The organism is Desulfosediminicola ganghwensis, from assembly GCF_005116675.2.
Lineage (GTDB): Bacteria > Desulfobacterota > Desulfobulbia > Desulfobulbales > Desulfocapsaceae > Desulfopila > Desulfopila ganghwensis.
Genome location: NZ_CP050699.1, coordinates 1,590,608 through 1,605,847, shown reverse-complemented (window position 1 = coordinate 1,605,847; position 15,240 = coordinate 1,590,608). Strand labels below are relative to the sequence as shown.

10 protein-coding genes are annotated in these 15,240 nt (G+C 50.2%); all 10 read left to right on the top strand.

Translation table 11 applies throughout. From position 1 onward, the window contains the following. The first annotated feature begins 146 nt into the window (after nucleotides 1-146). Nucleotides 147-5,177, top strand: coding sequence for an OmpA family protein (locus FCL45_RS06830; RefSeq protein WP_217907684.1), 5,031 nt, complete (start codon nucleotides 147-149; stop codon nucleotides 5,175-5,177). 79 nt (nucleotides 5,178-5,256) lie between these two features. Further along, nucleotides 5,257-5,772 (top strand): hypothetical protein, encoded by a 516-nt coding sequence (locus FCL45_RS06825; protein ID WP_136798909.1) that lies wholly within the window; start codon nucleotides 5,257-5,259, stop codon nucleotides 5,770-5,772. A gap of 3 nt (nucleotides 5,773-5,775) precedes the next feature. After that, on the top strand, nucleotides 5,776-7,692 hold the full coding sequence (locus FCL45_RS06820) for a tetratricopeptide repeat protein (protein ID WP_136798910.1): 1,917 nt from the start codon (nucleotides 5,776-5,778) through the stop codon (nucleotides 7,690-7,692). Further along, nucleotides 7,689-10,958 (top strand): tetratricopeptide repeat protein, encoded by a 3,270-nt coding sequence (locus FCL45_RS06815; protein ID WP_136798911.1) that lies wholly within the window; start codon nucleotides 7,689-7,691, stop codon nucleotides 10,956-10,958. Before FCL45_RS06820 ends, FCL45_RS06815 begins: the two co-directional genes overlap by 4 nt. Next, the gene (locus FCL45_RS06810) at nucleotides 10,951-11,664 is read left to right on the top strand and encodes a tetratricopeptide repeat protein (RefSeq protein ID WP_136798912.1); all 714 of its coding nucleotides are present in this window, start codon (nucleotides 10,951-10,953) and stop codon (nucleotides 11,662-11,664) included. Before FCL45_RS06815 ends, FCL45_RS06810 begins: the two co-directional genes overlap by 8 nt. Nucleotides 11,665-11,666: 2 nt before the next feature. Further along, on the top strand, nucleotides 11,667-11,984 hold the full coding sequence (locus FCL45_RS06805) for a hypothetical protein (protein WP_136798913.1): 318 nt from the start codon (nucleotides 11,667-11,669) through the stop codon (nucleotides 11,982-11,984). Continuing rightward, the gene (locus FCL45_RS06800) at nucleotides 11,984-12,646 is read left to right on the top strand and encodes a MotA/TolQ/ExbB proton channel family protein (protein ID WP_136798914.1); all 663 of its coding nucleotides are present in this window, start codon (nucleotides 11,984-11,986) and stop codon (nucleotides 12,644-12,646) included. Before FCL45_RS06805 ends, FCL45_RS06800 begins: the two co-directional genes overlap by 1 nt. Then, on the top strand, nucleotides 12,643-13,143 hold the full coding sequence (locus tag FCL45_RS06795) for an ExbD/TolR family protein (RefSeq protein WP_136798915.1): 501 nt from the start codon (nucleotides 12,643-12,645) through the stop codon (nucleotides 13,141-13,143). The genes FCL45_RS06800 and FCL45_RS06795 overlap by 4 nt, the downstream gene beginning before the upstream one ends. Next, nucleotides 13,140-13,634 carry an ExbD/TolR family protein gene (locus FCL45_RS06790; RefSeq protein ID WP_136798916.1) on the top strand — a complete coding sequence of 165 codons (495 nt, stop codon included), beginning with the start codon at nucleotides 13,140-13,142 and terminating at the stop codon, nucleotides 13,632-13,634. The genes FCL45_RS06795 and FCL45_RS06790 overlap by 4 nt, the downstream gene beginning before the upstream one ends. A 2-nt stretch (nucleotides 13,635-13,636) precedes the next feature. Beyond that, nucleotides 13,637-15,082 (top strand): AgmX/PglI C-terminal domain-containing protein, encoded by a 1,446-nt coding sequence (locus tag FCL45_RS06785; RefSeq protein ID WP_136798917.1) that lies wholly within the window; start codon nucleotides 13,637-13,639, stop codon nucleotides 15,080-15,082. The last annotated feature ends 158 nt before the right edge of the window (nucleotides 15,083-15,240 follow it).

Sequence of the window (15,240 nt, the reverse complement as noted above, 5' to 3'; positions counted from 1 at the left end):
GCCAGATCCGTCCGTATAAAACAGTTTGAGGCAGTCTGGCAAGTGGCTATAAGCCGGTAATTTTAAGTTTTAAAAGTGATTAGATGGTAAGGCGGAGTATCACCATATTGTTGTTGAGTTTGTTGTTTGCGATGGGAAGCAGGGTTTTGGCAGTCGCAAAGCCATTCTTCAGTGCAGGTTCCGAAATCCATGTTCGTGAGGCTTCATCCAACGGCCAATCAACCGAGATGCATCTGCCCCCAGACCAATCTTTACAACCTTGGATCCTTGATCCTGCTATTTTCGAAGAAGATCAGGGAGACCTGGTGGAACTTCGTCAAGTCGTCGAAACAGATGTAAAAACCATTAAGCTGACCGATCTGGTTCCACCAATCCCTTTCCATGAGGGGCAAGCAGAAATCCCCGAGGATTATCTGAATCGCCTTCGCGAAATTCTCGCCAACATGGAGGATCGGGTCAATGTCCGCCTTCACTTTGTTGGCCACACCGATTCCACACCACTCAGCAATGCTTTACAGGCTCTTTATAACGACAACACCGGACTATCCCACGAGCGGGCGGGCACGACCGCTGAATATTTCCAACGCGCGCTGAATCTCCCCGCCGATTCGATCTCCTATGAAGGTGCCGGGGAGACAAAGCCGGTGGCCAGCAATGGTACCGAAGAAGGACGGGCACGCAACAGACGAGTGGAAGTTGAAGTCTGGTACGACGAGATGAGCGAAAAAATCGTTGAAAAAGAGGTGATCGTCCCCCGCGAAATCAATCGCATCAAGGTGTGTCGAACTGAAACGGTCTGTAAGTTGCGCTACAAAGAAGGGCTTTCACACCGTGCCCAGATCAAAAACCTGATTTCCCCCCTTCACTACGATGAAGGTATGGTGAGTGTTTCCCCCATTTTTCTGGAGCAGGTCAGGCAGGCGTGGAACAATCTGCGGGGAAAAAACAATGTTGTCATCAAACTGGTCGCCTATACAGACAACACCCCCCTGGCGGGACGGCAGGAACGGATCTACGGCAACCATCTCGGTCTTTCGAAAGCCATTGCCCGACGTGTCGCACTCGCCGTTCAGGATTCCATGGGTCTGCCCAACGAGGCAGTAGCTATCGAGGGTATGGGAGCGACGCAACCGATGGCATCCAACGCCACGCCTAAAGGGCGAGCGCTCAACCGGCGTATAGAGGTGGAATTCTGGCACGATGATTCCTTACAAAACCTTCCCGACGAGCCGCAGATTTGTCCGGATGCCGCAGGGGCAGAACTTGCCACACGGGTCTACGACTCCCCTTATGGCAGCATCGAGCCAATCATGTTCGAAAACGGTAAACCGGTCATACCTGACGAGACGGTATATCGCTTGCAGCAGGCAATGGCTGAGATCTCAGACAAGGCGAATGTACGGCTTCGGTTCATCGGGTATACCGGCAACAAGCGTTTGGATCGCCGTACCGCTGCAGTCTATGGTGACGACATCGGATGGTCAACGGCCCGCGCCCGTCGAACCATGGAGTTCATGTCCGGGAAGATGGGCCTGGCTGAGGAACAAACCGAGTTCGAGGGCCACGGATACGTTCAGACAGACGATGTCATCAACACCGGTTTCATCGAAATGGACACCTCCCGGGTCGAAGTACAGGTTGTTTATGATGAACTGGTCGTCATGGACGACTACCAAGGTGTTGAAGTCACACGACTTACACGTGAGGTTGAAACCCATAACCCTTTCGCTCTCAATCTCATGCGCATAACGGTTGACGGCAGCCCGATGGATGATCCGGGCAAGAGCATACCTGATGTCCAGCGCTGTACCGATGTCGAACTCGACAAAACACAGGTCAGGTTCAAGTACAACACCTTAAAGCTTGAGCCGCGACTCAATGTTACCGCCTGGCCCCGGTCTATCCGTTACCGTGATGTTGAAGAGACGGATTTTGAAGAAAACCTGGTTGAATTCAAACTTTATACAAATTACCGGGCTTTTATCGACCGGGCTGAAGTCAGGATCTTCGATGAGGATCAATCGGTTCGTGACACACCACTTGCGATCATCAGGATGACCGGTGAAGGTCAGGCACAATGGCGGCCTGATTTTCCCGACTATACGGCTCCGGGACGGAGCTTGAAATACCTGGTTCGCGTTTATGATACAGAAGGACGCTTTGATGAAACCATCCCCCAGCCACTGTGGTTGATCGACCGGATTAACCCGGCTGTCGCCTTTGCCAATCCCCAGACAGAGCTATTGGCCGGTTATGGCGCAAGTCGCATCGCTTCTCGAAACATCCCCATTCACGGTGGAACAGTCCAGGCACATGGTAAAGCCATTCCCCAAGGTCACGACGTGTGGCTGGCCGGCTACACAGTGCCGGTGGATGGCAGTGGCACGTTCGTAGCCGAGGAAATCCTGCCGGAGGGTCTGCATACAGTCGAAGTTGCCGTTCTCGATCAGTCGGGCAACGGCGATTTGTACCTGCGTGATCTCGCACTGGACAAGAGCGACTGGTTCGCCGTGGGTATTGCCGACACGACAATATCGGCAAACATGACCAACGGGCCTGCAAAGCTTCTTTCACCAGACAATCCCCGTTATAGCGAAGATATAAGTATCCAGGGACGTTTTGCCTTTTATACCAGCGGCAAATTCAAGAACGGCTGGTCACTGACAGCAAGTGCCGATACCCGGGAAGGACCATTCGACGAAATTTTCACCAATTTCCTCGACAAGTCTTCTGACGCCCAGTTCCGGAGAATGGATCCGGATCGCCACTACCCCACCCTTGGCGACGACAGCACCGTGGTCGAAGACGCACCGACCCGGGGGAACTTCTACGTCAAGATGAAAAAGGACGAGTCCCACGGAATGTGGGGTGATTTCAAGATTAATTATACAGAGAATGAGCTGGCGCGAATTGATCGAGATCTCTATGGGGCAAACATCCATTACCAGCCGCTTAAGACCACCAGCTTCGGAGAGTCACGTTTACAGCTTGACGGGTTTGTAGCAGATCCGGGAACCGTGGCGGGGCGCGATGAATTTCGCGGAACGGGCGGGTCTCTCTATTTCCTGCGCAGGCATGATATTCTTCAGGGATCGGAAAGCCTTCGCATTGAAGTACGGGACAAGGATTCCGGAATAGTTCAATCAGTCAAGAACTTAATACCTGGGCTCGATTACGATATCGACTATATCCAGGGACGGGTAATGCTGACTGATATCCTGCCATCAACCGCAAGTGATGACTTACTGGTCAGTTCAAGTTCTCTCAGCGGCAATCCTGTCTTTCTTGTCGCCCGCTACGAATATAGCCCGGGATTCGATGATCCGAACACCTTGGCAACAGGCGGTAAAGTTCATTACTGGTTCAATGATTACGTAAAATTTGGAGTAACTGCCGGTTCCGAGGAAGACGAAGAGGAAACCAGTACCCTGACAGGAGCTGATCTGACCCTGAGAAAGTCTTCCGCTTCGTGGCTCAAACTGCAGGTGGGTCAAACACAAGGCCCGGGGACACCCCCATCGACCTCCATCGACGGTGGCTACGGGTTCACTGATCCAGATACTGTTGATGACCAGAATGTCGGGGCAACTGCCTATCGTATCGAAGGCAGCATAGATATCAGCGACTTTTTCGGGAGCTTAAATGGACGTTCTACCTTCTACCTGCAGGAGGTTGACGGGGGATATTCTGCGCCTGGGCAAGAGACAATCACTGATCTGACCCAGTATGGCGGGACTTTTGAGCTCCCTGTCACCAAACGGATAAACGGACGTTTAAAGTTTGATCGGAAAGTACAATCCGAGGGACTTGAAACAGATTCCGGTGAAGTGAATGTCGATTACCTCCTGAGCAATCAATGGACCCTGAGCTCCGGCATCAGAAGGGACAGCCGGGAGGACAACAGGGAGGATGTCGTTGAGACCCAGGAGGAAGGGGAACGGACCGACGGCGTGGTACGAATAGCCTACGACTCCCAGACAAGCTGGACAGCATACGGTTTCATACAGGCAACACTGGAAGCGACCGGTAATCGTGATGATAACGGTCGGGTCGGTGCCGGCGGCAGTTGGCGAATCACCGATCGTTTCAAGCTTTTCGGCGAACTTTCTGAAGGTGATCTCGGACCGGGCGCCAGCCTGGGGACCGAGTTCCTCTACAGTGACAAGACCACGACCTATGTCAACTATACGTTCGAGAACGAACGAACCGATAACGGTGTGCAGTCACGAAAAGGTAATATGACCTCGGGCTTTCGCAGCCGTTATTCAGACAGTGTCAGCGTCTACCTGGAGGAGCAGTACAGCCATGGCGATGTCCCCACAGGGCTGACACATTCCACCGGTGTGGAGCTGACGCCAAGCGACCGTCTCAACCTGAGAGCCAACCTCGATGTAGGAACCCTCAAAGATCCTGAGACAGCTGCCAAAACTGAAAGAAGAGCCGTTGGTCTCAGCGCTGGATATGGTTTTGACAAGCTGTCACTCGCCAGTGGTGTCGAATATCGGCTCGATAACACCGAGCAATTGGATCTCAGTTACATTGAACGTACCAGCTGGTTATTCAAAAACAGTTTCAAATATCAACTGACTCCCGACTGGAGACTTCTCGGCAAATTCAACTACGCGATGAGTGAGAGTTCTCAGGGGGAATCGTTTAACAGCGATTATACCGAAGCCGTCCTTGGTTACGCGTATCGTCCGGTCTACCACGACCGCCTGAATGTACTGTTAAAATACACCTATTTTAACAACCTGCCATCAGCTGACACGGAGTCCGGCAGCGACTCTGACTACATACAGCGCAGCCATATCGGAGCTTTAGATGTGATGTACGATCTTACCCCCCGTTGGACGGTGGGAGGTAAGTACGCGTATCGTCAGAGTCAGGTCGCCCTGGATCTCGAAGATCCGGAGTTTTTCCCAAGTACAGCTCATCTGTATGTGGTGCGTGCCGACTACCATTTCACCCATCGCTGGGATGCGCTTGTCGAAATGCGCATGCTGGATCTGCCGGATGCACAGGACAGCCGCAGCGGGGCTCTGCTCGCACTCTATCGCCATTTTGGCAACCACATCAAGGTTGGAGTTGGCTATAACTTCTCTGATTTCTCTGACGACCTGACCCAGCTGGATTACCGGCATCAAGGTTTTTTCATCAATCTGATCGGGAAGATGTAACGGGAAACAGCACACTGAATTGTTGACTACTGTGAATGCCTTATTCAAAGTTTCAAATATCGAGGGGAACGTTGGAAAAATGATCAAAACTATAATCACTTTTATTTTGGCGGTTTTGCTCTGTGGCTTGAGCTGCGTCGCCCAGGGAAAGGAAGTAACCAGGGAACAGATCAAAGGCCTGGATGAACAGGTCCAGGAGATAAAGAGCGATGTGCTCTCCATCGCCACCGAGTTGAATAAGCTCGAAGAAGTACTGCTCTACCCTTCCAACACCGAGATTTCGATGTTCATCAACCTCAAGGAAGGTGCGCAGTTCAGGCTCGACTCCGTGGAGATCTCTTTAGATGGGCAACCTGTCGCCCACCATATCTATACATTCAAGGAACTTGAAGCTCTGCGAATGGGTGGTGTGCAGCGAATATATACCGGTAATGTCACCACCGGAACACATACGGTTCAGGTAAATATCAAGGGCAAATCCAAAGGTGGATCCACTCTTGATCGCGCGGAGAGTTTCAAGGTTCAAAAGGATGTCGGCCCCGCAGTCGTTGCAATCACCTTGGCTCAGCAGAGCATAACTTTTTCAGACAGGTAAGGTATGTACCGGCTGGCACTTATACTCACCTGCCTGTTGATGGTCGCTTCTTCATCAATGGCTGCGATGGCTGCAACTACAACTGCTCCGAAAAAGCTGCAGGATCTCTATTTCGGAGAAGTCCTCTATTACGCCTTCCAGGAAGAATGGTTCGAGGCCATCGCACGGCTCGATACCGAACTGGACCAGCACCACGGCCTGGATCAGCCTGAGCTTGACTCTCTTTTTGCCCACATTGGCTTAGCCCATTTTGCGGTAGGTGATTTTGAGCTGGCCTACAGGATGCACCGACGTGCAGGGCGAGCCATTTCTGCCCTGATTAACGGTAACGTTTCCCAAGAGTTACGCAATGAGGCGATATTTCGCCTGGCAAAAATCTATTTTCAAAAGGATCAACCCGTAAATGCCCTGCATGCCATCGAGCGTGTCGACGGAGCCGTTCCCAAAAAAATCCGTGACGATCTTGCATTCCTGCGTTCACAGATTCTCATGGTGAATGGGCGTTTTGAAGATGCCGCAGAAATCCTTAAAAGGCTTGAGAATGTGAAAAGTCTCAAAGGCTTTGCCAGCTACAACCTGGGAATTTCCCTGCTCATGCTTGGCAATACCAAGGAGGGGTTGGCCCATCTTGATATGAGCGGCAGGATCAAGAGCGATGATCCTTTAACGCTTGCTATCAAGGACAAATCGAACCTTGTCCTCGGCGACAAGTTATTGGGGGCAGAACAATTTGGTACAGCCAAGGAAGTTTTGGACAGGGTTCGTCTGGAAGGTCCATTCTCCAATCAGGCGCTGCTCGGCTCCGGGTGGGCCGATGCCTCGGCAGAACGTTTTGAACAGGCTCTGGTTCCATGGAGCATCCTGGTGAAACGCGAGGTGACCGCTCGCGCTGTACAGGAAGCTATGCTCGCTCTCCCGTATGCCTACGGAAAGCTTGGAATACACGGCAAGGCTGCACTGTTGTACAACAGCGCTCTGGCCGCATTCACAGCAGAAATCGACAAGCTCAGCGATTCGATCAAAAGCATTCGGGAAGGTGCATTCCTTCGCGCCCTGGTGAGGGAAGAACTGAAACAGGATAGTAATTGGGTCGTCAAACTCCGCAATCTTCCTGAGACACCGGAAACCTATTACCTGCTCGACTTGATGGCCTCCCATGATTTTCAGGAATCGCTGAAAAATTATCTCGACCTGGAACAGTTACGAAAGAAACTCGAAAGCTGGACAACAGACCTGGATGCCTTTGAAGAGATCATTGCCAAGCGTCGCGCCTACTATGAGCCGCTTTTACCGGAGATAGACAGAGAATTTCGACTCCTTGATTCACGAATGCGTTTGCGCGTAGAGCAACGTGATCGTATCCAAAAGCGCCTTGAAGCAATGCTGGTTGCTCCACGGCCGGATTACCTTGCAACGGCAAAAGAGAGGATTTTGAATGAACAACTTGACCAGCTGTCAAAAGCATTACCTACCAGCAGTGCTGCCCCGTCGGATGAGGGCAAGCACAGAATCCAGAGGCTGAGAGGGATACTGCTCTGGAACATTTATACGGATTATGACCGGCGCCTGACCAAAGCGTATCATAACCTGCATGCACTCAATCAGGACGTAGAGATACTGCAAAAACAATATGACTCGTTCGTCAGGAAGCGTCAGGCCGCCACGCAAAGCTACGAGGGGTACGGAGAATCGATTCGCATTCAGCGCATCCGGATAGCCGCAAGCCTTGAAAAAGTTGAAACCCTCATGGCCCGGCAGGGGCATATGCTCGAAAATATGGCGATACATGAATTGTCCGAGAATCGGAAACGGCTGGAGCAGTTCCAGGTCAAGGTGCTTTTTGCCATGGCCGACAGTTACGATCGTGCCGCAAGAGCAGAGGAACCCAATAGAGAGGAACCAATAGGGGTGGAAAAATGAGAACGTTGCGACTCTTCATTTTCGCACTGCCGGTGGTACTCGTCTCCTGCACCTCCCTGGATAAACGGGGAACAATTGCTCAGCTCAATCATCAGCGAGTTGAAATACGTGAAGAACAGATCGAAGGAGGGATTGATAAAGCCATAGTGAGTTATCAGCGCTTTCTGGCAGAAGCACCCACCTCCCAACTGGCGGCCGAGGCCATTCGCCGTATTGCTGATCTGAAAGTGGAAAAGGAGTACGGGCTTATCGGTGAAAATAAAGGCGAAGACATAGGCGACAATACCGTATCGACTACGGCAGCGACTGAAACTGAGACTAAACAGAGATTCAATGCTCCAGAGCAATTCAGTGATTCACAAAAATTGAGTACACCGGAGCAATTGAGTGCTCCGGAAACCGCCTCGCCTCCTGCTATCGCGGCAGTTCAGACGAATCAGGCGACGGTTCCTGATATGACTCCTGCTGAGGGAGAATCCGAAAGCGATTTCGAGCAGAGGGCAACTCTCGCCCAGCCTGTGGTGACTCAGGAAAAGGCTGGTTCAGCCGAAGATCATGCTATTGATGATCTTGAAAAGGCCGGTTCACTTGAAGCGATCGCTCTATATAAGGAATTACTCCAAAATTATCCGCTATACCAGCGTAACGACCAGGTTCTGTACCAGATGTCCAGGGCGTACGAGGAACTTGGGCGTATAGAGGAAGCAATGGCCGTAATGGGACGGCTGGTCCGCGAATTCCCGGAATCCCAACATTTCGACGAAGTCCAGTTCCGCCGGGCTGAACATTTTTTCATTCACAAAAAATATCTCGATGCGGAAGATGCCTACGCAAGCATTGTCGATATGGGTGAAGGCTCGTATTTTTTCGAACTTGCACTCTATAAACTCGGCTGGACCTTCTATAAGCAAGAGCTTTACGAAGACGGCCTGCATAGGTTCATAGCCTTGCTCGATCACATGGTGTCCATGGGATACGATTTCGAGCACATCGAAGATGAGACAGAACGTACTCGAATAGATGACACGTTCCGGGTCATCAGCTTGAGTTTCTCCTATCTTGGCGGTGCCGAATCTGTTGTCGAGTATTTTTCCACCTATGGCAAGCGGCCCTATGAGGACAGTATCTACAGCAATCTTGGCGAATATTATTTCGGCAAGCGTCGCTACAACGATGCAGTGGCTACATACGACGCATTTATGAGCCGAAATCCGTTTCACAGGAAAGCACCCATATTTCACATCCGCGTCATCGAGATCAATATCGCTGGCGGCTTCCCTACTCTAGTTATCGAATCGAAAAAATCTTATGCCACAAATTACGGATTGCAGGCTGACTACTGGCAGCACTTTCAACCCGATGATCGACCAGAGGTCATTGATTCTCTGAAAACAAACCTGACGGATCTGGCGAATCATTATCACGCGATGTACCAGAATCCGAAATATGTAAAAGAAAAGCCATCCAATTTCAGCGAAGCGCTTCATTGGTATCGCGAATTCATCGCCTCGTTCCCTAAAGAAAACAACACGCCTTTCATGAACTACCAGTTGGCTGACCTGCTGCTGGAAAACAAATCCTACGCCCTGGCTGCCGCAGAGTATGAAAAAACCGCATATAATTACGAGCCCCATGAACGATCTTCGAAAGCTGGTTACACTGCTGTCTATTCGTATCGCCAGCAGCTTGAAACCACCCCGGAAGGAAATACGACTCCTGTAAAAAAAGAGGTTGTTCGCAGCTCGCTTAAATTTGTCGACACCTTCCCCGAGCATGAGAAGGCATCTGTCGTGCTTGGTGCTGCAGCAGACGATCTGTATTCCATGCACGAGTACGAGCAGGCATCGGCTGCCGCCCAAAAGCTTATCGGGGAATTTCCTGCGGCTGATGTCAAGGTCAAACGTTCGGCCTGGCTGGTTATCGGCCATTCCTCATACAAACTCGAACTCTATAAAGAGGCTGAAACGGCCTATGTCAACACCCTGGCCTTGCTTGAACCAAACGACAAGTCGCGAGCAGGGTTGGTGGACAATCTCGCTGCCTCAATCTATCAGCAGGGTGAGCAGGCACAAGCCAGCGAAGATTACCTTGCGGCTGCTGATCATTACCTGCGGATCAGTTCCATGGCTCCGAACTCCAAAATCAGACCAACCGCCGAGTTCGATGGTGCTGCCATGTTAATAAAACTCAAGGACTGGGACCGGGCGGCAACGGTGCTCACCGGTTTTCGTGCTAATTTCCCGGGGCATGAACTACAGCCTGAGATAACGAAGAAGATCGCCTTTGTCTATCGGGAGGACGGAAAGCTTTCCCAGGCGGCAGCAGAATACGAACAGATAGAGAGGGAATCCGATGACGATCTGATCAGGCGTGAGGTTCTGATGATTGCAGCAGAGCTGTATGAAGAGGTGAACAACAGTGCCAAGACATTGGAGGTTTACCGGCGCTACGTACAATACTTTCCACAACCGATCGAAACCAACCTGGAAACGCGTACCAAAATTGCTGAGATTTTCAAGAAACAGGCAGAACAGAAGAAATACTTCGCAGAACTTAAATCAATTGTCGCAATCGACGCTGCAGCGGGAGGTGATCGAACCGATCGAACCCGTTACCTGGCAGGAACTGCCGCTCTGACCCTGACCGAACCGAGCTATCAGGCTTTCGAGGCTATTCAATTGGTCAAGCCTTTCGAGAAGAATCTCCGCAAAAAACGGCAGGCCATGAAAACCGCCATGAAAAAGTTCTCAACGCTTCTTGATTATGAAGTAGGAGAAGTGACCGCTGCTTCGACTTTCTACCTTGGCGAGATTTATGCTGATTTCAGCAAAGCCCTGATGGAATCCGAGCGTCCTGAAGGATTGACCGCGATGGAAGAGGAGGAGTACGAAATTGCGATCGAAGACCAGGCCTACCCTTTTGAAGAAAAGGCTATCTCTGTGCATGAAAGCAATCTGCAGCTAATGTCACGGGGCGTCTATAACAGATGGATCGATAAAAGTTTGGAGAGATTGGCCGGCTTTCTGCCTGCCCGTTATGACAAACCGGAAGAGCAAAGCGATGTAATGACTTCGCTCAGCTCCTACACATTCGAATTCACCGTACAGCTACCTGCAAAGAAGACCAAGGCTGCCAAGGCAGCAGGTACAAGCCAGAATGCACCTGCTGCAGACGAGGTACGTGATGTCTCCCAAGAGACATCAGCAGCTGAACCACACGTCGAGGAGGTGCCGTCTAAGAACGGTCAAGAAGCTGATAATGAATAAGATTTCAGAACTTTTCTGCTCCATCAAAAACAATGGCAACGCTGGATTTGTACTTCTGGTGATGGTGCTGTTGTTTAATGGATGTACAGCCGGTAAAGATGGCGCCCTTCATAAAAGTGCAGATGGCCTGCAAGTTGAAAGTGCAGCAGATGCACAAAACGCATCGGGTGCCTCGGATACTGCACCACCGGAGCCCCTGCAAAAAGGGTTTGTACTGAAAGAAAAAGTGGACCTGGGCATAAATGCACGCCGCGATTTCAACCGGGCTGTCGATTTCTTGCACAATGAGGAATATGACAGCGCTGCAACATTACTGGAAAATGTAATTGAAGATTCACCCAAGGTCACAGCACCTTACATCAACCTGGCAATGGCCTACCGTAAACTCGACAAGCCTGAAAAAGCGGAAGATCTGCTCAAAATTGCCCTAAAGCTGTTCCCGAAACATCCGGTGGCAAGCAACGAGTATGGCCTGTTGCTGCGTGCTGGCGGTCGTTTTGCAGAAGCACGAGACGTATATGAGACAACACTTCAAAAATATCCGGAATATCTTCCTGCCCGTAAAAACCTCGGAATTCTCTGTGATCTCTATCTGAACGACCCAGCCTCCGCCCTCGCCCAATACGAGAAGTATCATCAGATCAAGCCGGATGATAAACAGGTCAAGTTGTGGATATCAGAGATTCGTCTTCGACTTGGGAGCTAACTATGAAATCTATATTATTGCATATTTTCTGCATCATCCTGATTCCCGCCACTCTAGCGGCAGCTGACAAGCCCGGGACTGAAGGCCAGGAGCAGAAGAATAGCCAGGCCAAGGAGCTCTCTGGAATGTCCATCGTCGGCAATGACGAAGCTCCAAAGTCTCTCTATATCGTTCCCTGGAAAAGCTCTGAGATCGGCATGGAGACCAACCTGAACATGATGTTGAACAAAGACGCCGTTCCCGTGGAACGCGAAGTATTGAAGAGACAACTCGACTTCTATGAAGTCAGTACAGCAAACATATCCAGGAGGAAACAGTAATGGGATTCTTTTATTCAATCATTCATTTTTTTCAAAACGGCGGAACCTTCATGTATCCGATTCTGATTGTTTTCGGAATTGGGATGGCCATCGCTTTTGAGCGCGGGATACAGCTTAGCCGTATTCGAAACGCCAATCGCAAAATGTGGGACAGGCTGCAACCGATAGTAGTGAAAGGTGAGTTTGACCAAGCACGGAAAATAGTCAGCAAAGACACATCCACCATAGCGCAAATGTTGTCTCTGGGTCTGGCGCGGCAGGGAGCAGTCAGACGTCGGGATGATATCGAGATAGCAATGGAAGAAGGCATGATGGAGATTATTCCGCAATTGGAAAAACGAACACCGTATATTGGTTTGCTTGCCAACATTGCAACCCTTCTCGGACTACTCGGTACAATTATGGGTCTGATCGAAGCATTTACCGCAGTAGCGAATGCGAACCCGGCAGAGAAGGCCGATCTTCTCTCAGCCAGTATTTCCGTTGCCATGAACACTACAGCATTTGGTTTGATGACCGCTATTCCACTGCTACTCATCCATGCCAAGTTGACTTCGACCACAGGCCAGATTGTGGATAGCTTAGAGATGGCATCGGTCAAGGTTCTGAACTGTATTTCCGGCTTTGCCAGACGCCAGAATCAAACGGACGATGCATCATGAGCAGACGAAATCATAAATTACGGCGACAAGGCTTAAAGGCAAACCCTGAGCTGGATATCACCACCTTTCTCAACCTGATGGTGATCCTGGTACCGTTTCTTCTGATCAGTGCCGTGTTTTCGCGCATTACAATTCTTGAGTTGAGTGTGCCGACTTCTGCCGCCGGGGGAGCTGCAGCAACAAAACCGAACTTCACCATTGAGGTTGTTGTAAGAAAGGCCGGGCTCGAACTCTCCAATGGAGCCCAAGTGGTCGCAGCACTCCCGCTAAAAGACGGTGTGTATGATTTCGAAAAATTGACCGACATCCTTATTCGACTGAAAAAAGATTATCCCAAAAAGGATGATGCCACTGTTTTGATGGAACCGGATATCGAATATGACACGTTAATTCAGGTTATGGACAGACTACGTGAAACTGAAGTGGAGGATGAGGAGAGTGGAGAACTCCTGAAGGTCGATCTCTTTCCACTGATATCGATAGGAGACGCGCCATGAAAAACAATAGACGCATCAAACGCATGGCGCGTAACAGGAAAAAACCGGCAGCATTGAACCTTACATCACTCATGGATGTTTTCACAATCCTGGTGTTTTTTTTGCTGGCCAATTCATCTTCAAGCGAAGTTTTATCCACTCCGAAACAGATCGTACTGCCAGACTCGGTGGTTGAGACCAAACCGAGAGAAACTGTGGTCATCATGGTCAGCCCCGAGGCGGTATTGGTGCAGGGTGAGGCAGCGGTTGCAACTATCGACCTGCTGGACTCAAAAGGTGAAATTATTCCCGGTATCACTGAAAGGTTGGATCATCTCAAAGGCAACATTATCGGGACAAGCACTAAAACTGTCGCTAAAAGCCAGGAAATAACAATTCTTGCCGATAAAACAATACCCTTTCGAGTCTTGAAAAAGATTATGGCAACCTGCACTGCCTCTGGATACGGGAAGATATCTCTTGCTGTAATTCAGAAGGCGAAACAAAGCTGAGTATGAATCACGTGGAAACCCCTATAACATCACAGGAAATGGACCAACTGAACGCGCAGATCACGCAGGTTCAGCAAGCCATTGCCAAACTGGAAGATTACCTAAGGGTTGTAGAAGCAGAGATCGAAACCTTCGCAACAGATCAAGAGCGCTACAACACATTACAGGATGCCTGTAATGCACTCGACAGACTTGAAGAGTTGGGCGCCGGGGACATATTCTGGAATGGGTTGGCGAAGGCGGCGGATGCCAACGAACATGGTGAGCGACTCCGATCCCGTATCGCCGCATTCAAGGACCGAACCCGTGAGACTCTGGAAAAACGTGACTCCCTCCAGGAACATATTGCCGAAAAGCAGAATACCCTTTACTGCCTGTTTGATGAAGTAGAAGAACTGCGGTTGCTTGAAGAACAGCGTCGGGATGAATTCGTTGTCGAACGTGAAATGTCACCTGAACCGTTTCGTCCTATGCTCATGCCCTGGACGAAAAATAGTGAGAGTGACAGACGCTTTCGACGGACTGTCCTGGTTTCGCTGGCATTCTGTTTGTTTTTCGGAACCACTATTCCGTTGGTGACACTACCGATACTTGATCGGGCAGAGGTTGTAGAAGTTCCTGAACGCTTAGCAATGCTGATCAAGGAGACACCACCTGTAGAGCCTCCTCCGGTTCAGGTTGCTGAAAAGAAACCGGAAAAGATGGAAGAGAAAAAGCCTGAGGAAGTCGCTAAAGCTGAGAAAACTCCGACCCAAAAACCAGCCGCTCCCAAAGCTGCTGGCGACGTGAAACGTAAAGCAAAGCAAAAAGCCAGCAATGTTGGTGTACTTGCGTTTAAGAGTAGTTTTGATGATTTAATGGATGAAGTCCCTGTCGCTAAACTCGGGGCTGAAGCCCGCCTGCAAAAATCAGCGAACAAGATCCCCGGCAAGGCCAAAGCTCAACGTTCATTGGTTGCAATACAGGCCCAAGGCGGGGGCAGTGGTGGCATTGGCAATTACAAGGTCAGCCAGGATCTTGGTAATGGCGGAAAAGGTGGCAAGAGTGGATACGGCAACGCCGGTGCGATCGGCGGTGTTGGCACCGAAAAGGTTGCGAGTTCCGTGGCAGGGTTGATGGAAGAGGCAGGTCGCCCGCTGAGCGGAGATTATGGGTCTGGTCGAACCGATGAAGAAATACAAATCGTATTTGATCGTTATAAGGCAACACTTTATCGAATCTATAACAAGGAATTACGTAAGGACCCAACTCTGAGAGGAAAACTGCTACTGAAGCTGGTAATCGAAGCGAATGGGGAAGTATCGCTCTGCAAAATGGAATCCACAGATCTGGACTCGCCGGAACTCGTGGCCAAGATTGTTGCCCGTGTCAAGAAGTTTAATTTTGGTTCAAAGGATGTGCAGCAGATAACCATTCTTTATCCTATCGATTTTCTGCCGGCAGGATAGATGGCTCACTCACATTTCTCACCAGTCCAGACGGTACCAGGTTCGAAAGTTTTGCCAGTGGACTATAGTTAGCCCTCTTTACTGGCAAAAAACTGTAGAAGATGGTGCTGCATGGACTGGCCTTCGGTGAGCATTGGGGAAATCAGGAAAGTTTGAAA